This is a genomic window from Sphingobium phenoxybenzoativorans, assembly GCF_018286635.1.
Lineage (GTDB): Bacteria > Pseudomonadota > Alphaproteobacteria > Sphingomonadales > Sphingomonadaceae > Sphingobium > Sphingobium phenoxybenzoativorans.
Map to the genome: position 1 here is coordinate 1,871,193 of NZ_CP073910.1, position 19,106 is coordinate 1,890,298.

Sequence of the window (19,106 nt, forward strand, 5' to 3'; positions counted from 1 at the left end):
CAAACCACTGGTTGACCAGTCCAAAAAGCCTTCGTATAGGGCGCGCCTCACCGAGATTGCTTCTCTGCGGAAGTCCCCGGTGGCCTCTTGGGGCGGAGTAGCTCAGCTGGTTAGAGCAGCGGAATCATAATCCGCGTGTCGGGGGTTCAAGTCCCTCCTCCGCTACCATTTCCATCTCGCTTTAATACTCGCCTGCGGGCGGATGGATGCGGCGCCTTCCTGCGCGGCTGCGCCGGCGTGCATCATGTCTGGCGTCGCCTGCTGCAAAAAAGGCCGCCCCCTTGGGGACGGCCTTTAAAGTGTGTTCGACGCCTGATGCCGGTTCGACCGGTTCGGGCCGCCGCGATTTGTTTAGCCGTTCAGCTTGTCCTTGAGCGCCTTGGCGGGCGTGAAGGCCAGCTTCTTGGACGCCGCGATCGCAATGGTCGCGCCGGTCGAAGGATTGCGGCCTTCACGGGCCGGGCTGTCCTTGACCTTGAACTTGCCAAATCCGGCCAGAGAGATTTCCTCTCCCTTGACCGCCGCGTCGCTGATTGCCGACAGTACGCCATCGACAATCTTCTTGGCGTCGCTCTTTGCGATGCCCTGCGCGCCGGCTACGGCTTCCGCCAGTTCGTTGGTATTCATGTGCGAATCTCCTTTTAGCAGGACGCGCCATGCCAATAGCTGCCGCGCGCGTCGAGAAACATTTCGCGGAATGATCGATTTCGACGTCCATTCCTGTCGCTTTGCCGCTTTTTCCAGCCATTGCGGCGCTTTTTCCGGGGCGTTTCCTATCCGGCCTAGCCCCCCGGCGTGGCCGTGTTTCCGGGCTGGCCGGGGATTGTCGCTGTCACCGGCATATCCGGGTCGTCGCGAAGCTTCAGATATAGCCGCCCGTCTTTGGGCCGTGGAGCCTCGATGCTGCTGCCCGTAAAGCCCTCCGCGACTTGGGTCGCATGCGTGAACTGGGCATCGTCGGACAGGCTGGCGATCAGGAAAAGGCCGGACCCCGAAAGCGCGCATCCGCCATCTGCGCCCTGACAAGTCAGAGACTTCAGGCTGGGAAGCCGAATCAGTTTACCCAGCGGCTGCCAGTCTCCGGCGCTGTCATCCCGGACCAGGCGGAAGCGGAGAAGGCCAAAGGCGGATGGTCCCAAATCTTTGGCTGGGTCGAGCCGGGCGTGGGCGATCTGCGTATTTTCCAGCCGCAGCCCCTTTCCTCCGTCCAGCATCACTGATGCTGACCCATCGGCCGTGGCGACTTCGATCCTGTCTTTCGCCGTGAATTTGGTGGTCGCGTTCGCCTTGATGGAGAAGCTGAGCGCGGCATCACCCGGAATGCCGTCCGTGCCCGCCAGACTTATGGAAATGGCATCGTTTGCGCCGTTGGACTGTATGCTTTTGGAAAGCAGCGTGACGCCCGGCCGCTGGGGGGCGTTGGATTGCAATGCAATGGTTGAGGGCGCGGAGACGCCGAACTGCTTGATAAGCAAGGTGGAGGTGCCCGCATCGGCCAGCGGCGGCACCTCCACCGCCATGCTGCTGGCGTCCGTGGCTTTCCAGACGATCGCCTGCTCCTTGCCAGACGATTGGCGGATCGCCACCCGTTCGACGCAGGCGCTGCCCGCCCCTTCAACGCGGAGAGTGGCGGCGCGTCCCGCGGTGAGGGCGGGATTGCCGGAGGCCGCCCGCCAGCTTTGTCCGCCGGGATTTTGAAGGCGAAAGCTTGGCCCCTCGAAAGGCCGGAAGCCCCAAAGGCCGTGCAGAACGCCATCCACCGTTTGATCGAAATCGAGCGGATTGAGCGCCCCGCTGTCGATGGTGAAGCCGCCTTTGTCCGCGCGCGCCGTGACCGGGATATCGACGGTTTTCCCGTCCTTCGTCTTGACGCGGAAGGTCATGCTGCGCGCATATTGGGTCGAGTAGATCAACGGCGCGCCCTCCACGGGCAGCACCATGTCCGGCCGGGTCAGGCATGCGATCCTTTCCCCCATCGCCGCGCGCAAGGGGGGAACATGCGGGGCCTCGATAGCGGGAAGGGCCGTTACAAGCACCGATTGCGGCTTGCGGAAGGACGGCGCGGCGTTGAGGAGGAGCGCCATGCCGTCATTGCGGCTCAGCGCCAGCGCCGGAATATATTGATAGTCGGCGGTACGGAACGCGCCCAATATCTTGGCCAGATCGCGCACCGCGCCGATATAGGGGCTGTAATAGCCCATGCCGCCCTGGGGCGTTGCCGCCAATTGCAGCGCCAGATCGGTCGGCGCGCCGGTCAGCGCTTCGGTAAGGGAGGTGCTGTGCATGTCGCTGAGCACCAGAGCCTCACGGTCCTGCGTCAGGCAGGCGGCCTGAAGGTTCGCCGGCTTTTCCAGGCATTCCGCGTTGAACTTGATGGCCAGGCTGCGGGCGAGAAGGGGCGAAACGGTTTCGAGTTGCGCCGGGCGTTCCGAATCCTGCAGCCGGATGCCGTTCAGGAAGGCGTCGAGGCGGGAGCGATCAAGCGATGCCTGATTGAGATCCTGCGACGCCCGTACGAACTCCCCCGGCCGGCCGCGCACGGCATTGACCAGCGCGTCAAAATCGCCCCCGGTCTCCGGCGCCAGAAAGAGCACGATCTGCCGTGCGCCCTCCGGCACGGTGATCTTCAGCATATTGTCCTTGGCTTTGCGCTTCCATGTCTCTGCGCCAAAGACCCAATCCTTTGGCGGCGGATTGGTCGCCCCGCGCAGGAACGCCGCGACCAGTAGATAATGCGCGGACTGATCCTTGGTGAAATCGGCCTTGATCGTCAGTTGGTCGCCCGCCGACAGGTCAGGCACCTGAGAGATGGGGAGGGTCGCGCCAGCGCGCGTGACCGACACCTGCAGCGATGGCCCCACCAGGTCGAACGGCGCGGTGTCGGCAGACGCTTTTCCGGCAAGAAGGCCGATCGTCAGGCAGGCAAAAAGAGGGCGAAGTTTCATGGCGCGGATCGTCAACAGGCTGGAGGGGAGAGGTCAACCCTTGCTGCGATGCATTAACCCTACGTGAACCGTACCGTTCCCTCCGGTCAGGGATTTCTGCTCAACGGGATCACCACCGGCGCGCCATCCGCCTGTCCCAGCCATGCCCGGACGCCATAGACAGTGGCCAGATTGCCTGCGTTCAACACATCCGACGGATCGCCGTCCGCGGCGATTTCACCCTTGTTGAGAAGAAGGATGCGATCACAGAACCGCGCGGCAAGCGTCAGGTCGTGCAGAACCGCGATGACCAGAGTCCCGCCCATCGCCTGGGCGCGGAGCAACTCCATAACCTCCAACTGATGGCCGGGGTCCAGGGAGGCGAGCGGTTCGTCGGCGATAAGGACCGGCGCTTCCACCGCCAGGGCCCGCGCAAGCAGCACGCGGGCGCGCTCTCCGCCTGACAATTCGGTCGCGGTCCGGTGACGGAGCGCTTCCACGTCGGTTAGCGCGATTGCCTTGTCGATGGCAGCCTGATCCGCGCCGGAAATATGGGAAAAGGGGGCGAGATGAGGCAGGCGGCCAAGGGCGACCAGCCGCTCCACGTCCAGCGGCCAATGCAATGTCTGCCCCTGCGGCAGATGGGCGATGGTGCGTGCAATGGTCGCACGGGGCAGGGCGCTGGCGTCCGCTTCGTCGATCAGGACCCGGCCCTGTTCCGGCTTCACCAGACCCAGAATGGCCCGCGCCAAGGTGGATTTTCCGGCTCCGTTGGGACCAATGATGCCGATCAGCGTGCCGCCATCAAGCGACGCGTCGATGCCGCGCAGCGCCGGATGCTTGCCCAGCGAAATCCGGAGGCCTTCTATGGCGATCTTCACCATAACCGCCGTTCCCGCATCAGATGGATCAGGAACACCGGCACTCCCAGAAAGGCGGTGACGACGCCCAGTTTCAATTCATTGTTGGTGGGGATCAAGCGTACGAGCACATCGGCGAAAGTCAGCAGCGCCGCGCCGCCCAGCGCGGAGGGCAGGAGCACCGCGCTGGGTGAACGGTCGGTCAGCGGACGGACGATGTGGGGAACGATCAGGCCGACAAAGCCTATCGAACCGGATACGGCGACTGCGCCGCCCACACCACATGCGACTCCCAGCATCAACCGCAAGCGCATCCGGCCAAGGTCGACGCCCAGCGCCTGTGCGCCGTCCTCGCCCAGCGTCAACGCGTCCAGCGCCCGCCCATTCCACAGCAGGAGCGCCACGCCAGCGGCGATACAGGGCAGGGCTATAAGCACATGATTGATCGACCGGTCCTCCAGCGATCCCAGGAGCCAGGTTGCGATTTCCATGGCGGCGAAGGGATTGGGCGACAGATTGAGCGTAAGGCTGATGCCCGCGCCCGCCAGCGTAGCGATGGCAATGCCGGCAAGAATGAGCGTAAGCGGGCTTTCCGAAGCGCCGGAAAGCAGGAACAGCGCGCCCAGGGCGGCGAATGCGCCTATCACCGCCATCACCGGCAATATGGCCTGATGCAGTGCGGCGAAGCCGAAATAGAGGGCGATCACTGCGCCCAGGGCCGCGGCGTTCGATACGCCCACCACCGACGGTTCGGCCAAGGGATTACGCAGATATCCTTGCAGGGCGGCACCGGCAACACCCAGCATCGCTCCAACGGAAAGTCCCAACAAGGCGCGCGGCATGCGCAGATCGAACAGGATGATCCGCGCCACGGGGTCCCCGTCGCCGGTCAGTGCAGCGGCAATGCGCGAGAAGGAAAGCGGCGCGGTCCCGATCCCGATGGACAGCAGCGTCGCCGCCGCGCAGCATGCCAGCAACAACCCCAGCAGCAGCGCGCGCGGTATGCCGCGGGGCCTCCGCGTGGCGCGTTCATTCTTCGATGTCTTGTGCGGCGGGCCGGTTCCGGTCATGGCGTCACCGCAACAGCGTGGAGAATGAATGAGAGATGGGTGCCATCCTGCGCCTTTGCCTTCTGTCTGTGCTTTTCGCCAGCCTTTCCGGCGCGGCGAATGCAGAATCGCGTCCGCGCCGCATTCTTTCGCTCAACATGTGCGCGGATCAGCTCTTGATCGCCCTCGCCGACCCCTCGCAAATACTTGCGCTTACGCAGTTCGCGCGGGACAGGGACATGTCGGCGGAGGCGGAGCGCGCCGATCATTTCGCAATGTCGCGCGGGGCGTCGGAGGACGTGCTGGCGCTAGAGCCGGATCTGATTATCTCCAGTCCATTCCACGCCATTGGGCCGCAGGTGAAAAAGCGGAACTACCGCACTATCAACCTCAATCCGGCGGAGAACTACCCGGCGATCGTGACCCAGATCCGCCAGGTCGCTGCGGCGGTCGGCCATCCGGAACGGGGTGAGGCCATGATAGGCCGCATGGATGCCGAGCTTAAGGGTTTGAGGCGGATCAAGGGAGCGCCCATCGCCGCATATTATCAGCGGCGCGGCTATCTCACCGGGACCGGCACATTGATCGATGATCTGATGCAGCGGGTGGGTCTGCGCAATCTGGCGACGGCGATGGGCAGGCCGGTTCTCTCCCGTATGTCGGTGGAAGAAATGGTGGCCGCGCGTCCCGATTATCTGATCGTCGAAACCAATAGTGACCGGATCGCGGATCAGGGTACGGAAATGCTTCATCATCCTGCCTTGGCCGGCATACCGCGTCTGCGTTTGCCACAGGCGTGGACGGTTTGCGGCGGCCCGGCCTACGTCCTCGCGGCAAAAAGCCTGTCGGAACAGTTACGGGCGCACAGGTGAGCCGGGAAGGGTCGGCGCAGAACCGCTGTCAGCGGAAAGCCAGGAACAGGGCGATAGGGACAGCCACAAGCCGGGCCAGAAACTGTTTCCGTGACAGATAGCTGGAATTGGCGGGGATGGTGCTTGCCTCTATGGTGATCCACGCCAGGGCGCGCGCATGATATTCCTGCCAGTTCTCGCCTGGCATGGGGGGGATGCCATCGACCGTGAAGGCCGGCGTGGGAGCATATGTATCGATCAGGTAGAAGTCGTTTTCCACCTTTTCCGGCGGGGAAATTCCCTTCAGGGACGCCTCGCGCCGAGAGCGATTTTCAGCCACCTCTCTGTCCTCTCCATCGCTGCCGGGGGTCAGCGAGTCGAGCTATTGTCCCATTTTGAGACAGCGATTTCCATCCTGTCGGCGACTTATCTACAGAAAAGCGACTTGTATCTGAAATCTCTTGACAATCATCGGTCGATTCTGGGCCGAAACGCTTCCTTGGAGGCCGCTTTCCCCAAAAATTTATGTTTTTGGCGGAAATGGGCGAGTTATCGGGCATCGTGAAACCGGAAGCCTGGCCGGACTAATGATGGTCGCCGGCGCGGCCCTGCACGGGTTCATCTTCGGCTCTGGAGTCGCTTGAACCGGGCAAAATCGATTGCGGCGGTCATCTGCGCTTTTTCCGCTTGCAATCCGCGCAACCACTTGCAGTAATGTTGCGGCGCACAACGCCAACGCCCCGATCCAAGAGGGAGACGCCATTGACCTTCTACGAAATGCTCGATCAGGCCGGTTCGGTCCGCCCCTGCTATGCGGAGGTGCAGAACTGGGTCGAACGGACGGGCATTTCTGGGCTGAACCGGCGACTGGAGGAGGCGGAGGCTATCTTCCGGCGGATCGGCATCACCTTTGCGGTTTATGGCGAAGGGGGCGACCCGGAACGGCTGATCCCCTTCGATCTGCTTCCCCGCATATTCACGGCGCAGGAATGGCGGGTGCTGGACAAGGGCATCCGGCAGCGGGCGCGGGCGCTCAACGCCTTCCTGCATGACGTATATCACCGCGGAGAGATTGTCCGGGCCGGGATCATGCCCGCCGACATCATTTACCAGAACAGCGCCTACAGGCCGGAAATGGTCGGCTTCTCGCCGCCCGGCAAGGTTTACAGCCATATTGTGGGCATAGACATCGTGCGCACCGGCCCTGACAGTTTTGAGGTGCTGGAAGATAATTGTCGCACGCCGTCGGGCGTGTCCTACATGCTGGAAAACCGCGAAATCATGACGCGGATGTTCCCGGAGCTGTTCGGGCAGGGCGTGGTTGCGCCGGTGGATGATTATCCGGCCGAATTGCTCAAGAGCCTGAAGGAAGTCGCGCCGCCGGCCTGCAAGGGCGATCCGGTTGTGGTCGTGCTGACGCCGGGCGCGCTCAACAGCGCCTATTATGAGCATAGCTTCCTCGCCGATCTCATGGGTGTCGAACTGGTCGAGCCAGCGGACCTTTTCGTGGACGAGGGCAGGGTCTGGATGAAGACGACCTCCGGCCCCACGGCCGTGGATGTCATCTACCGCCGGATCGACGATGAATATATCGATCCCCTGACTTTCCGGCCCGACAGCCTTCTGGGCGTTCCGGGTATCTTCAACGTATATCGCAATGGTGGCGTGACGCTCTGTTCGGCCCCCGGATCGGGCATTGCCGACGACAAGGCGGTCTATGTCTATGTGCCGGAGATGATCCGCTTCTATCTCGGTGAGCAGCCCATCCTGTCGAACATCAAGACGTGGCAGTGCGCAAAGCCGGACGAATGCGCCTATGTGCTGGAAAATCTTGCCGATCTTGTCGCCAAGGAGGTGCATGGTTCCGGCGGATACGGCATGTTGATCGGGCCGAAAGCGACCGCCGAGGAGGTGGCCGCCTATGCGGAGCGGATAAGGGCCAATCCGGCGGAGTTTATCGCGCAGCCAACGCTCGACCTCTCGACCGTTCCGACGCTTGGCCCCTCCAGCATTGTGGAGCGGCATGCGGACTTCCGGCCCTATTGCCTGGTCGGCAAGCAGTTGCGGCTGGTGCCGGGCGGCCTGACCCGCGTCGCGCTGACGGAAGGGTCGCTGGTCGTGAACTCCAGCCAGGGCGGCGGTGTCAAGGACACCTGGGTCATGCAGGATTGATGCGATGCTGAGCCGTACCGCCGAAAATCTCTACTGGATGGCCCGCTACATGGAGCGCGCCGAATCCACCGCCCGCCTGCTGACCATGGGGCAACGCATGGCGATCCTGCCTGGCGCGCATCATCGGGACGAATGGCGATCCGTCGTTCGCGCTACGGGCGCGGAGGCCAATTTCCCGGAGGACAGCCACGTCAAGGAAACCGACGTGGTCGCCTATCTGATGCTGGACCTCGACAATCCCTCATCGATCCGTTCCTGTCTCGCCAAGGCGCGCGCGAATGGGAAGTCGGCGCGCACCATGCTGACCCAGGATATGTGGGAGGCGTTGAATGAAGGGTGGCGCAAGCTAGACAGCTATGACGTTGCGGAGGCCCGGCAGCAGCTTCCCGGCCTGATCGACTGGGTAAAGACCCGCTCCATGACCTTCCGGGGCGCGGCCGAGAGCGGTCAGTTGCGTAATGAGGGACATGATTTCCTGCGCGCGGGCGGCGCGCTCGAACGGGCGCAGATGACCCTGCGCCTGCTCGACGTCAAATATTATGTCCTGTTGCCGGAGACCGAGGTGGTGGGCGGGACGCGCGACCATTATCAATGGACGTCCGTGCTGCATGCCCTGTCGGGAAGCCGGGCCTACCACCATGTCTATGGCGGCGCCTATACGCCGTGGCAGATCACCGATTTTCTGATGCTCAATCGCCTTTTCCCGCGCAGCGTCGCCTTCTGCTACGACCAGCTCGCCTATCGCCTCAACCGGCTGTCCGGCTGGCATGACGCCCGCGCGACCTGCGACGATACGGTGCAGGAGATGGTAAGCAGTCTGGAAAGTTTGGACAGCGGCGAGATATTCCGCCGTGGCCTGCACGAAACCGTGCAAAACGGCCTGACCATGACCAACCGGCTGGGTCTGGAAATCGCGCAGGCCTATCATTTCGGATAAGCCATGAAGCTCATCGTCCGTCACCAAACCTCTTACAGCTATGGCGCAGGCTCCAGCCGCGTGGCCATGCTCCTGAAGCTTATGCCGCGCCGGCACCATGGGCAGAGGGTGCTGGAATGGCAGGTGACGGTGAATGACGATCCCGTTTTTGGCTTTGCGCCAAATGGCTATGGCGATCTTGAGGCGCTGTGGATACGGCACCGGCATATGACCGGGGTCAATGTCGTCGCGACCGGCATGGTCGAAACCAGTGACACGAACGGCATCATTTCCGGCCTCGACGAACATTTCAATCCGCGCATCTATCTTCGGGAGACGGCGCTGACGGAGCCGAGCGCAGCGATACGGGAGCTGGCCGGTTCGGTGCGGGATGGCGACCCGCTGGACCGCCTTCATGCCCTGTCCGCCGCCGTTCGCGACGCCGTCGCCTACCGGCCGGGCATCACCAGGCCGGAGACGACGGCCGGGGAAGCGTTGATGATCGGCGGCGGCGTATGCCAGGACCATGCCCAGATCTTCATTTCCGCCGCCCGGTCGCTGGGTGTGCCCGCCCGCTATGTCGCCGGCTATCTCGCGACTCAAGACGGGGAGGCGCTGCACGAAACCCATGCATGGGCGGAGGCGATGGTGCCTGGGCTTGGCTGGGTGGGTTTCGACACCTCAAATCGCGTGTGCGTGACGGACAGCTATGTTCGCCTTGCTTCCGGACTTGACGCGGATGACGCAGCGCCTGTCCGCGGATCGGCAATGGCCGCGGGTACGATCGGCATTGACGCGGACGTCCGCATCGCGCAGGCCAGCGATGACGAGCGCGAGCAGCAACTGCAGAAACAGCAGCAACAACAATGGACTCTGCCTGCGCGCGCCAGGGAATAAGTGCCGGGATTTGAGCTTATGACTATGGGAGCCGGGGGGCGATGACCTATTGCGTGGCCGTGCGGGTCGATCAGGGACTCGTATTATTGTCCGACACCCGCACCAATGCGGGCATGGACAATATCGCCCGCTTTCGGAAGATGTTCACTTATGAAGTGCCGGGCGATCGCGCCATTGCGCTGATGTGTTCAGGCAATCTGTCGATTACGCAGGAGGTGAAAACCTGCCTCTCCCGCCAGATCAAGATATCGCATGACACGCCAGACACCGAAACGATCCTGAACTGCAAGACCATGCACAGGGTTGCCCAGATTGTGGGCGAGGCCATGCAGGAAATGCAGCACCGCTATCGCGACACCATAGAGATGCAGGGGGCGGGGGCCGACGCCTCTATCCTGATCGCCGGGCAGCGGAAGGGCGGAAAACCGCGCCTTTATCTCGTCTATTCCGCCGGTAACTTCATCGAGGCGACGGCCGACACGCCCTTCTTCCAGATTGGCGAGCATAAATATGGCAAGCCTATCCTCGATCGCATCATCAAGCCGGAAACAACGATCGATGATGCCGTGAAAGCGGTGTGCGTATCGATGGATTCGACGCTGCGCTCCAACCTGTCGGTCGGCATGCCTCTGGATCTCGCCGTTATCGACACGGAGGCCTTCAAATTCCGCGTCCGTCGCCGGATCGAACCCGATGACGAGGAATTTGCGATGATCTCGCAAGGCTGGTCAGCGGCGCTGCGCCGGGGGTTCGAGGCGCTTCCCAACGTGCTCGACTGAAAACCGCGCCGCATTCGCGCTATCGAAGACACAAGCAAAACTGCAGCGCCCACCGCCTTGCGCCGATGATGCGACCCATTATCTCCATCTGCCAACGAATCGAATTTCCGCCGGAAGGATGCCATGACCGCCACCCACTCCACCCGCATGCTGATTTTGGGATCGGGACCGGCGGGCCTCAGCGCCGCCATCTACGCCGCGCGCGCCGGCATGGCGCCGATCGTCGTTCAGGGCATGCAGCCGGGCGGGCAATTGACCATCACGACGGACGTGGAAAACTATCCTGGCTTCCGTGATGTCATCCAGGGACCCTGGCTGATGGAGCAGATGCAGGCGCAGGCCGAACATGTCGGCGCGCAGATGATGTACGACCAGATTGTCAGTGTCGATCTGTCCCAGCGGCCTTTCCGCCTGACCGGGGACGGCGGCACCATCTATTCGGGCGACGTCCTCGTGATCGCTACCGGGGCGCAGGCCAAGTGGTTGGGCGTCGAGGGCGAGGAAGCGCTGGGCGGCAAGGGCGTCAGCGCCTGCGCAACCTGCGATGGCTTCTTTTATCGCGGCAAGAAGGTGGTGGTTATCGGCGGCGGAAATACCGCAGTGGAGGAGGCGCTCTACCTCACCAACCACAGCCATGACGTGACCCTGATCCATCGCGGCGATTCGCTGCGCGCCGAAAAAATCCTGCAGGAACGATTGTTCGCCAACCCGAAGATCAGCGTTCTGTGGAACAAGCGGGTCGAGCGTTTTGTCGGCGGTGGCGACCCCGCCGGTCTTGTCGGGGTCGACCTGATCGATACCGTGACGGGCGACAAATCTCACATCGCCACGGATGGCGCTTTCGTCGCGATCGGTCACAAGCCTTCGACGGAACTGTTCGAGGGGCTTTTGCCGATGGATGAGGGCTATCTGGTTGTGGAGAAAGGCACCACGCGCACTGCCGTTCCCGGCGTGTTCGCGGCAGGCGACGTCACCGACAAAATCTATCGTCAGGCTGTGACGGCCGCGGGCATGGGCTGCATGTCGGCGCTGGACGCGGAGAAATTTCTGGCGGAGGCGGATTACGAGGCATTGGCGGCGGAATAAGGCTGCTGGAAAGCTTGCGGTGGAGGGTGTGCCAGATCGAAGATGATCAAACCCCGTTCACCCTGAGCGAAATCGAAGGGTTCTGCCGAACGCAGTGAGGCGCTTTGTTTCGCTCAACCTGAACGGAGATCTGGAAGGCAATAATTCTAAGCTCTTGCCGCCCGAAGTTCACACAAGAACTTTGCTCTCCGCGAAATCCACCAGCGTACCGAAGGTCTCGAAGGTTTCCCCGTCAATATCGTCATCCTCGATCAGGATGCCGAGGCGGTCCTCCATTTCCGTGAGCAGGCCAGCGACCGCCATGGAATCCAGTTCCGGCAGCGCTCCGAACAGGGGCGTGTCGCGGTCGAAAGCATCGACCCTATCCTGTTCTATCGCAAGTACGTCGCGCAGAACCGCACGCACGGTATCTTCCACGGTCATGTCGCCAGTCTGCGCCTGTTCCGGTTTCGTCCGCATGGTGCCAGCCTCTATCGCCTGCGCGCCTAGCCTACAAGCTTCGAAATGGCTGTTTTTGCAGCGGGAAGCCATGCGGATGAGAAACGGGGATTGAAGCAGTCGACGCGGTAGAGGGGGCGCTGCCGCTCCATCCACTCCGTCTTATAGGGGTTATCCCCCGTGCCATAATCGATGATCGCGGCCTTATCCTCGTCAATGGCGGATCGAAACATATGGTGGCTCAGCAGGGTGCCGGGCGACATCTCGTCCGCGCCCTGATCATGGGCGAGCTTGTGGATCAGGGCGACGCCATTCTCTATCGTCCAGAACTGCACTGCGATGGGAAAGCCGTCCTCGCGGGCGAAGCCCAGCCGCAATGTCCCCGCCTTGCCCTCCTGCTCCGCAATCAGGCGCAGGAAATCCAGGTTCGGTTCCGATTGCTTCCAACTCCGCTGGTAGACAGTGATATAATCGTCCCACAGCCGGTTGGTGAGCTTGTGATGGATTTCGAACGTAAGACTGGTTGATCGCAATTTTCGCCGCACCGTGCTGCGCAGCTTCCCCGGACGTCCCGCCCAATAGGTCTCAAAATCCCGATTATCCACGGTCAGATAGTGATTGACGCCCATCGGGCGCTCCACCGCTATCCATCCGGCCTTGCGAAACGCCTTGAGGAATAAAGCACTCGCGCCATCGTCCGCCGTCACGGGATAGACGTCCAGTTGCGCCGCATCGGGGAGGAGATCGCGGGCGATGCCTTCCATCAGGCGCAGTTTCTGTTCCGGTGACGGATTTCCCGCAAATACTGGCTCAAAGGCGAAGCTGTACCAGTTCGCAATGGCGACCCGCTTGTTCTTTCCGCTTTCCGCCAGAAACAGCCAGGCCCGGGCCTTGCCGTCCGCAGCGGTCAGGATGTGCGGCGCGCTGTCCGGCATACACAGGCGGTGCAGCGGTTCCAGCCATGCGATGCGGTTGAACAGATGCGGCTGGGCTTTGCGGCTGAGCGCCGGGATCTTCGCGGCGCGCAACGCAGTGAGCGCCGAACGGGTTGCCGTCGACGGAAAGGGGATTGGACTTCGATATTCCCCTTGACCCCGCAAAGGACTATCTCCCGCAAAAGATGTTCTGAACTAGGGGGAATTTCTGGACATGGGGTTAATCGACCCTCCAATTCTGCCAATCGACCATGTGCTCCGCAATGGCGATCCGTCGCGGCCCGCGCTTGATGGACGCGCTGGCGCGCTGGATTATGCCGAACTGGAGGAAAGCCTGGGGCGTCTCGCCGCATGGCTGAAGGGGTTTGGATTTGAGGCGGGGGACCGTGTGGCGAGCTGGGTCGCCAAGGGCGTGGTCGCCGCGCTGATGCCGCTGGCCGCGCCGCGCGCGGGCCTTGTCCATGTTCCCGTTAATCCCTTGCTCAAACGGGCGCAGGTCGCGCATATCCTGGCGGACAGCGGAGCGCGGCTGTTGATCGGAACCGGCGCGCGCCTCGCCACGCTGGAACCGGGCGACATGCCGGCCGGTTGCGAAGCGCATAGCGAGGACGATACGGCCTGCGCGCTTACGGGCGGCAAGGTCCTCCCGCCGTCTGATGCCGATCCTGATGCGCTGGCGGCTATTCTCTACACGTCCGGTTCCACGGGACGTCCCAAGGGCGTGATGCTCAGCCACGCCAATCTGTGGCTGGGTGCCGTCTCGGTCGCGGATTATCTGAAACTGACGCCCAACGACCGGACCTTGTGCGTTCTGCCGTTCAGCTTCGACTATGGTCAGAACCAGTTGCTATCCACCTGGTATGCTGGAGGGTGCGTCGTACCGCTGGATTATCTCACACCGCGTGATGTCATCCGGTCGGTGGAGCGCAGGGAAATCACGACTCTGGCGGGCGTGCCTCCGCTCTGGGTGCAGCTTGTCGAGCTGGAATGGCCGGCGGAGGTCGCGGCCCGGCTCCGGCGTCTCACCAATAGCGGTGGCGCGTTGACTCGTCCGCTGGTGGCGCGCCTTCGGGCCTTGTTTCCCAATGCCGATCTCTATCCCATGTACGGCCTGACCGAAGCATTCCGGTCCACCTATCTGCCGCCTGCGCTGGTCGACACGCATCCCGACAGCATGGGATCGGCCATTCCCCACGCGGAAATCCTGGTCGTCCGGCCGGACGGCAGCCTGACGGACGATGGCGAGCCGGGGGAACTTGTCCATTGCGGCCCCCTGGTGGCGCAGGGCTACTGGCAAGACCCTGACCGCACGGCGCAACGCTTCAGACCCTCGCCTTCAGCATCGCATTATGGCGGCATGGCGGTGTGGTCTGGTGACACGGTCCGGCGGGAGGCGGACGGCCTGCTCTATTTCGTCGGCCGGGATGATGCGATGATCAAGTCCGCCGGCAACCGGATCAGTCCCACGGAAATAGAGGAGGCGGCGGTCGCCGTGCAAGGCGTGGCCGAGGCAGTGGCGCTGGGCGTTCCCGATGCCCGGCTGGGGCAGGCGGTCAAGCTCTTGCTCCGCCCCTCTGCAAAGAAGGATGGCAACGAACTGGAGGAACGGGTACGCGCCACGCTGAAGGCTGAACTACCCAATTTCATGCAGCCGGCGGAGATAGTCGTGCGGAAGGATTTTCCCCATAACGCCAATGGCAAGATCGACCGGGCTGCCTTGATGGCGGAGGCCGTCGCATGAAGCCGATGGGACCTGTTCCGCCCTGGTTCGCTGCCGAGGAGAACATGCTGCTCATCGGCGGCTGCGGCGCGGCGTCCCTGGTGGACGAGGCGGGGGACACGCCGCTTTTCGTCTACGACATCGATATTGTCGCGGCCCAGGTGCGCCGGTTGCGTGACGCCATGCCGCCCGCCCTGTCGATCCATTATGCGATCAAGGCCAATGCCTTTGCGCCGCTTCTGGAGCGTATGGTCCCGCTCGTCGACGGGTTCGACATCGCCTCGGGCGGAGAACTGGGCTACGCATTGAACGCTGGCATGGCGCCTGACCGGATCAGCTTTGCCGGGCCGGGCAAGCGCGACGATGAACTGACCGCCGCCATTTCGGCGGGCATCACCCTCAATCTGGAATCGGAAGGGGAGGCGGACCGGGCGCTCGCCATTGCCGCGCGGCTTGGGAAAACGCCGCGTCTTGCGGTGCGCGTGAATCCTGATTTCGACTTGCGCGGATCGGGTATGCGCATGGGCGGCGGGGCCAAACCCTTCGGCGTCGATGCCGACCGGGCAGCAGCACTGGCGAGGCGCGTTATCGATGCCGGGGCGGACTGGCGCGGTTGGCATATCTTCGCCGGATCGCAGGCGCTTGATCCTATGGCGCTTATCGAAACGCAGGCGGCCACCATTGATCTCGCGGCCCGGCTTTCGGACGACGTGGGCGCATCGCCGCCGCTCGTCAATCTGGGCGGCGGCTTCGGTATCGCCTATTTCCCCGGAGACGAGCGGCTGGACATCCGCCCGATCGGCGTCGCGCTGGACGACGCGCTGGAAAAGCGGGCCGACATCCTGAAATCCTCCGAATTTGCGCTGGAGCTTGGCCGCTGGCTGGTCGGCGAGGCGGGGGTTTATCTGACCCGCGTCATTGACGTGAAGCAGAGCCAGGGGGAGACTTTCGTGGTCGTGGACGGCGGTCTCCACCATCAACTGGCGGCCAGCGGGAATTTCGGCACCGTTGTCCGGCGCAACTATCCAATCGCCATCGCCAACCGTTTCGGCCGCGAACCTTCCGACGAGCCTGTCAGCGTCGTCGGTTGCCTTTGCACGCCGCTCGACCGGCTGGGGGACAAGGTTGCCTTGCCGCCGGTAAAAGTAGGTGATCTGGTGGCAATTTTCCTTGCCGGAGCCTATGGCGCGAGCGCCAGTCCCGCGGCTTTCCTGGGCCATCCGCCGCCGCGGGAACTGCTCGTCGGCTGATCCGCGGCGGCGCAATAGGCTAATCCTAACGGTATTTTCACCCTTTATCGCCAAAGAGGGCGCGGGATGTTGTGCGTCCCGTGCCCGTCGCCGCGCGCGCCGGGCCGGTTTGCACGGCCGGGCAATTGAGGGTGATACAGATGGCGTTCGCGCGGATTTCCAAGGTTTTTCTGGGAGCTGCACTGCCAGCGATGGTCCTGTCGGGCTGTGCGGGCGGCAAGGGGCCGGAACTTCCCCCGGCATCTTTCGTGTCCAACCAGGCGGGACCGAGCGAGGAATATGTCATCGGCCCGCTCGATCAACTCACCATTTTCGTATGGCGCAACCCGGAACTGGGCGCGAAGGTTCAGGTCCGTCCTGACGGCCGCATCACCACGCCGCTGATCGCCGACCTGCCCGCCGTGGGCAAGACGCCCGCCGTTTTGGCCGAGGATATCAAGGCGTCGCTCAGCAAATATATCGAAAATCCGCTGGTCTCAGTGATCGTCGACAACTTCTCCGGCACCTTCAGTCAGCAGGTCCGCATCGTGGGCGCGACGGAGAAGCCGGCCTCCATTCCCTACCGTGCCAATATGACACTGCTTGACGCGATGATTGCGGTGGGTGGGCTGTCCGAATATGCGGCCGGGAATCGCGCCCGTCTGGTCCGTTACGACAAGGCTGGCGGCAAGCAGAAGGAATATGCGGTCCGCATCAACGACCTCATCAAGCGGGGCGATACGAAGGCGAACGTCCTGCTGGCCCCTGGTGACGTGATCATCATCCCGGAAAGCATGTTCTAAAAAAGATATCAGGGAAAACCCGCGCTTATGTCCGGTCTTTACGACGAACTACAGATCGCCCTGCACGGCATATGGAACCGCCGCTGGCTTGCGCTGGCGACGGCCTGGGGCATCTGCATGCTCGGCTGGCTCGTGGTCGCGCTGATCCCCAACAGCTATGAGTCCAAGGCCAAGGTCTATGTCGAGGCGCGCTCGATCCTGCCCAACCAGATGGGCGTTTCCCCCATTGAGCAGCAGCAGGATGTGGACCGCGTCCGCCAGACGCTGACCAGCGCCGCCAATCTGGAGAAGGTCGTCCGCTCGACCGATCTCGCTCAGACCGTAACCACGGATCGTGAGATTGCCGGCAAGGTCTCCATGCTGCGCCAGAAGATCAAGATCGTCGCTGATCAGGACAATCTGTTCGACATCACCGTCGCCATGTCCGACAGCAGCCTGTCGGACGGCGGCAATGCCCGTGTCGCGAGCCAGGTTGCGCAGAAGCTTGTCGAGCTGTTCCAGCAGGCAGACATCCTCAACGACCGTGACGAAACCAAGCAGAGCCTTGGCTTCCTGAACTCGCAGGTCGAGCAGCGCGGCCGCCAGCTTCAGGAGGCCGAACAGCGCCGCGTCGCCTTCGAGCAAAAATATATCGGCCTGTTGCCGGGCGTCGGATCGATCAATGATCGCATGAACGCCGCGCGGACCGAGATGAACCAGATCGACCCGCAACTCGTCGCCGCCCAGAGCGCGCTTGCATCGGTGAACGGACAGCTTGCGGCCACGCCCGCGATGATTGCGGGCGGCGGCGCCGGGACGGGCGGCCTCAGCGCGCTCGCATCCGCTCAGGCAGACCTTTCCGCAGCGCGCGCGCGGGGCTGGACGGAAAATCATCCCGACGTCGTGGCGCTGCAGCGGCAGATCGCTGCGCTGCGTGGGCAGGGGGGCGCTTCCGTGTCCGCCGGCGGCACGCCGAACCCGGCCTATATGTCGCTGAAGTCGATGCAGGCGGAGAAGGCGGCGACCGCCGCCGCGTTGTCCACGCGCAAGGCGCAGCTTCAGTCGGACCTCAACACTATGATCGCCAAGCAGGTTGATGAGCCTGGTGTCGCCGCAGAGCAGGAGCGGCTGGACCGCGACTATCAGGCGATCAAGGCGCAATATGACAAGCTGGTCGCCGACCGTGAGGATGTGCGCCTGCGCGGCGATGTCCAGTCGGAGACCGACGCCGTCAAGTTCCGCGTCATCGATCCGCCCAGCATGTCGTCCGTACCGGCATCGCCCAACCGGCCGCTGCTTCTGGTCGGCGTCCTGATTGCCGGGATTTTCGGCGGCGCAGGCGTTGCTTTCGCCATTGGTCAGTTGCGCACGACCTATCCGACCGTTGCGCGGCTGGAGAAAGCGGCGGGCATTCCGGTCATCGGCGCAATCACCGAAACGCTGACCGCGGCGCAAAGCGAAACCCGGCGTCAGCATTTGCGCTGGTTCGCGGGGGCCAGCGGGGCGCTGGCGGGATGCTGCGTGCTGCTGATCGCGGTCGAATTTGTCCAGCGCGGCATGGCCTGAGGGGACCCAAGAGATGAACAAGCCCACAGGACCTTTCCCGGACAAGGCGTCGCTGCTTGAGCGGGCGTCCGGCATCTATGATTTCGACGACGCTCTGCGCGGGCGGATCGCTCCGCCGATCGACGCGGGATCGCTGCCTCCGCCGCCGCCTCTGGCTGAGGCAGGTGCACCGGTCGCGCGCCCCTGGACTGGACCGGTGGAAACGATCGACCGACTGGCTCTGACTGAGGCCGGTTATGTCCTCCCCGATGGACCGGTGACCGGGATTGGCGAGGAATTCCGCATCGTGAAGCGGCAGATCCTCTCCAGCGTTGCGGCGGGGGACAATCGCGTCCTCATTTGCTCGGCGCTACCCGGCGACGGCAAGACCTTCTGCGCCGTCAATCTGGCGCTGTCACTGGCCGCGGAAAAGGACATGGAAGTCCTTCTGGTCGATGCCGACTTCGCCAATCCCAGCGTGTTGACGACGCTCGGCTTGCAGGGCGGGGCGGGCTTCATGGATGCGCTGGCCGACCCCACGATTGCAATCGAGGATTGCGTGATCCGCACCGATATTCCCGGCCTGGCCGTGCTGCCCGCCGGGCGGCAGACGAATAATGACACGGAATATCTCGCCTCCTCCCGCATGGAGCTTGTCCTCGACCGGCTGGCTGCCGGGCGGCCCAACCAGATCATCCTGTTCGATTCCCCGCCATTGCTCGCTGCCTCGCCCGCCTCGGTGATTGCGGCTCATGTCGGCTTGGCGCTGCTGATCGTGCGGGCGGACAAGACCTCGGAAAGCGCTCTGCGCGATGCAGCCGGGCTGCTGAAGGCATGTCCGCAGGTTCAGTTGCTTCTCAACAGCGTCAAATTCTCCGCGAGCGGCCGCCGCTTCGGCGCTTATTACGGCAAGGGCGAGTGAC

18 protein-coding genes and 1 tRNA gene are annotated in these 19,106 nt (G+C 63.1%); 12 read left to right on the forward strand and 7 right to left on the reverse strand.

Annotated elements, in window-relative coordinates; translation table 11 throughout:
• The first annotated feature begins 91 nt into the window (after positions 1-91).
• Positions 92-168 (forward strand) — tRNA-Met (locus KFK14_RS09060).
• Positions 169-351: 183 nt separating this feature from the next.
• On the opposite strand, the gene KFK14_RS09065 is transcribed toward KFK14_RS09060, so the two are convergent.
• The 4 genes from KFK14_RS09065 to KFK14_RS09080 form a co-directional block, all read right to left on the reverse strand.
• Positions 352-627, reverse strand: a complete 276-nt coding sequence (locus KFK14_RS09065; RefSeq protein WP_070151108.1) for an HU family DNA-binding protein — start codon at positions 625-627, stop codon at positions 352-354.
• A 155-nt stretch (positions 628-782) separates the two neighbouring features.
• A complete protein-coding gene (locus tag KFK14_RS09070) occupies positions 783-2,945 on the reverse strand; it encodes a hypothetical protein (RefSeq protein ID WP_212610652.1) in 2,163 nt (720 codons plus the stop codon).
• An 86-nt stretch (positions 2,946-3,031) separates the two neighbouring features.
• Positions 3,032-3,808 carry an ABC transporter ATP-binding protein gene (locus KFK14_RS09075; RefSeq protein WP_212610653.1) on the reverse strand — a complete coding sequence of 259 codons (777 nt, stop codon included), beginning with the start codon at positions 3,806-3,808 and terminating at the stop codon, positions 3,032-3,034.
• Positions 3,802-4,854 (reverse strand): FecCD family ABC transporter permease, encoded by a 1,053-nt coding sequence (locus tag KFK14_RS09080; RefSeq protein WP_212610654.1) that lies wholly within the window; start codon positions 4,852-4,854, stop codon positions 3,802-3,804. The genes KFK14_RS09075 and KFK14_RS09080 overlap by 7 nt, the downstream gene beginning before the upstream one ends.
• 35 nt (positions 4,855-4,889) lie before the next feature.
• Here KFK14_RS09080 and KFK14_RS09085 point away from each other — a divergent pair, with 35 nt between their 5' ends.
• Positions 4,890-5,705 (forward strand): ABC transporter substrate-binding protein, encoded by an 816-nt coding sequence (locus tag KFK14_RS09085; protein WP_212610655.1) that lies wholly within the window; start codon positions 4,890-4,892, stop codon positions 5,703-5,705.
• A 28-nt stretch (positions 5,706-5,733) separates the two neighbouring features.
• On the opposite strand, the gene KFK14_RS09090 is transcribed toward KFK14_RS09085, so the two are convergent.
• Complete coding sequence (locus KFK14_RS09090) at positions 5,734-6,024, reverse strand: hypothetical protein (RefSeq protein WP_212610656.1); 291 nt, start codon at positions 6,022-6,024, stop codon at positions 5,734-5,736.
• A 437-nt stretch (positions 6,025-6,461) separates the two neighbouring features.
• On the opposite strand from KFK14_RS09090, the gene KFK14_RS09095 reads away from it, so the two are divergent.
• The 5 genes from KFK14_RS09095 (at position 6,462) to trxB (ending at position 11,534) form a co-directional block, all read left to right on the forward strand.
• On the forward strand, positions 6,462-7,856 hold the full coding sequence (locus KFK14_RS09095) for a circularly permuted type 2 ATP-grasp protein (RefSeq protein WP_425516683.1): 1,395 nt from the start codon (positions 6,462-6,464) through the stop codon (positions 7,854-7,856).
• Between the two features lie 4 nt (positions 7,857-7,860).
• Positions 7,861-8,793: an alpha-E domain-containing protein gene (locus KFK14_RS09100; RefSeq protein WP_070151118.1), complete on the forward strand. Its 933-nt coding sequence runs from the start codon at positions 7,861-7,863 to the stop codon at positions 8,791-8,793.
• 3 nt (positions 8,794-8,796) lie between these two features.
• Entirely contained in the window at positions 8,797-9,669 is an 873-nt protein-coding gene (locus KFK14_RS09105) for a transglutaminase family protein (protein WP_212610657.1), read from the forward strand.
• Positions 9,670-9,710: 41 nt separating this feature from the next.
• A complete protein-coding gene (locus tag KFK14_RS09110) occupies positions 9,711-10,448 on the forward strand; it encodes a proteasome-type protease (RefSeq protein ID WP_212610658.1) in 738 nt (245 codons plus the stop codon).
• 123 nt (positions 10,449-10,571) lie between these two features.
• The gene (gene trxB, locus KFK14_RS09115; RefSeq protein WP_212610659.1) at positions 10,572-11,534 is read left to right on the forward strand and encodes a thioredoxin-disulfide reductase; all 963 of its coding nucleotides are present in this window, start codon (positions 10,572-10,574) and stop codon (positions 11,532-11,534) included.
• A gap of 168 nt (positions 11,535-11,702) precedes the next feature.
• On the opposite strand, the gene KFK14_RS09120 is transcribed toward trxB, so the two are convergent.
• Positions 11,703-11,993, reverse strand: a complete 291-nt coding sequence (locus KFK14_RS09120; protein WP_070151126.1) for an acyl carrier protein — start codon at positions 11,991-11,993, stop codon at positions 11,703-11,705.
• Between the two features lie 26 nt (positions 11,994-12,019).
• Positions 12,020-13,000, reverse strand: coding sequence for a GNAT family N-acetyltransferase (locus tag KFK14_RS09125; RefSeq protein WP_246524977.1), 981 nt, complete (start codon positions 12,998-13,000; stop codon positions 12,020-12,022).
• Positions 13,001-13,121: 121 nt separating this feature from the next.
• On the opposite strand from KFK14_RS09125, the gene KFK14_RS09130 reads away from it, so the two are divergent.
• The 5 genes from KFK14_RS09130 to KFK14_RS09150 all read left to right on the forward strand — a co-directional run bounded on the left by KFK14_RS09130 (position 13,122) and on the right by KFK14_RS09150 (position 19,105).
• On the forward strand, positions 13,122-14,648 hold the full coding sequence (locus KFK14_RS09130) for an acyl-CoA ligase (AMP-forming), exosortase A system-associated (protein ID WP_212610660.1): 1,527 nt from the start codon (positions 13,122-13,124) through the stop codon (positions 14,646-14,648).
• A complete protein-coding gene (locus KFK14_RS09135) occupies positions 14,645-15,877 on the forward strand; it encodes a pyridoxal-dependent decarboxylase, exosortase A system-associated (RefSeq protein ID WP_212610661.1) in 1,233 nt (410 codons plus the stop codon). The genes KFK14_RS09130 and KFK14_RS09135 overlap by 4 nt, the downstream gene beginning before the upstream one ends.
• Before the next feature lie 140 nt (positions 15,878-16,017).
• Positions 16,018-16,659, forward strand: coding sequence for an XrtA/PEP-CTERM system exopolysaccharide export protein (locus KFK14_RS09140; protein ID WP_070151134.1), 642 nt, complete (start codon positions 16,018-16,020; stop codon positions 16,657-16,659).
• Between the two features lie 27 nt (positions 16,660-16,686).
• Positions 16,687-18,204, forward strand: a complete 1,518-nt coding sequence (locus tag KFK14_RS09145; RefSeq protein WP_212610662.1) for an XrtA system polysaccharide chain length determinant — start codon at positions 16,687-16,689, stop codon at positions 18,202-18,204.
• Between the two features lie 13 nt (positions 18,205-18,217).
• Positions 18,218-19,105 (forward strand): AAA family ATPase, encoded by an 888-nt coding sequence (locus tag KFK14_RS09150; RefSeq protein ID WP_212610663.1) that lies wholly within the window; start codon positions 18,218-18,220, stop codon positions 19,103-19,105.
• Position 19,106 lies beyond the last annotated feature (1 nt).

Excerpts from the sequence above, each read along its gene's own strand:
- KFK14_RS09065 (WP_070151108.1), bottom strand. The coding sequence starts at position 627 with ATGAATACCAACGAACTGGCGGAAGCCGTAGCCGGCGCGCAGGGCATC.
- KFK14_RS09070 (WP_212610652.1), bottom strand. The coding sequence starts at position 2,945 with ATGAAACTTCGCCCTCTTTTTGCCTGCCTGACGATCGGCCTTCTTGCC.
- KFK14_RS09075 (WP_212610653.1), bottom strand. The coding sequence starts at position 3,808 with ATGGTGAAGATCGCCATAGAAGGCCTCCGGATTTCGCTGGGCAAGCAT.
- KFK14_RS09080 (WP_212610654.1), bottom strand. The coding sequence starts at position 4,854 with ATGACCGGAACCGGCCCGCCGCACAAGACATCGAAGAATGAACGCGCC.
- KFK14_RS09085 (WP_212610655.1), top strand. The coding sequence starts at position 4,890 with ATGGGTGCCATCCTGCGCCTTTGCCTTCTGTCTGTGCTTTTCGCCAGC.
- KFK14_RS09095 (WP_425516683.1), top strand. The coding sequence starts at position 6,462 with ATGCTCGATCAGGCCGGTTCGGTCCGCCCCTGCTATGCGGAGGTGCAG.
- KFK14_RS09100 (WP_070151118.1), top strand. The coding sequence starts at position 7,861 with ATGCTGAGCCGTACCGCCGAAAATCTCTACTGGATGGCCCGCTACATG.
- KFK14_RS09105 (WP_212610657.1), top strand. The coding sequence starts at position 8,797 with ATGAAGCTCATCGTCCGTCACCAAACCTCTTACAGCTATGGCGCAGGC.
- KFK14_RS09110 (WP_212610658.1), top strand. The coding sequence starts at position 9,711 with ATGACCTATTGCGTGGCCGTGCGGGTCGATCAGGGACTCGTATTATTG.
- trxB (WP_212610659.1), top strand. The coding sequence starts at position 10,572 with ATGACCGCCACCCACTCCACCCGCATGCTGATTTTGGGATCGGGACCG.
- KFK14_RS09120 (WP_070151126.1), bottom strand. The coding sequence starts at position 11,993 with ATGCGGACGAAACCGGAACAGGCGCAGACTGGCGACATGACCGTGGAA.
- KFK14_RS09130 (WP_212610660.1), top strand. The coding sequence starts at position 13,122 with ATGGGGTTAATCGACCCTCCAATTCTGCCAATCGACCATGTGCTCCGC.
- KFK14_RS09135 (WP_212610661.1), top strand. The coding sequence starts at position 14,645 with ATGAAGCCGATGGGACCTGTTCCGCCCTGGTTCGCTGCCGAGGAGAAC.
- KFK14_RS09140 (WP_070151134.1), top strand. The coding sequence starts at position 16,018 with ATGGCGTTCGCGCGGATTTCCAAGGTTTTTCTGGGAGCTGCACTGCCA.
- KFK14_RS09145 (WP_212610662.1), top strand. The coding sequence starts at position 16,687 with ATGTCCGGTCTTTACGACGAACTACAGATCGCCCTGCACGGCATATGG.
- KFK14_RS09150 (WP_212610663.1), top strand. The coding sequence starts at position 18,218 with ATGAACAAGCCCACAGGACCTTTCCCGGACAAGGCGTCGCTGCTTGAG.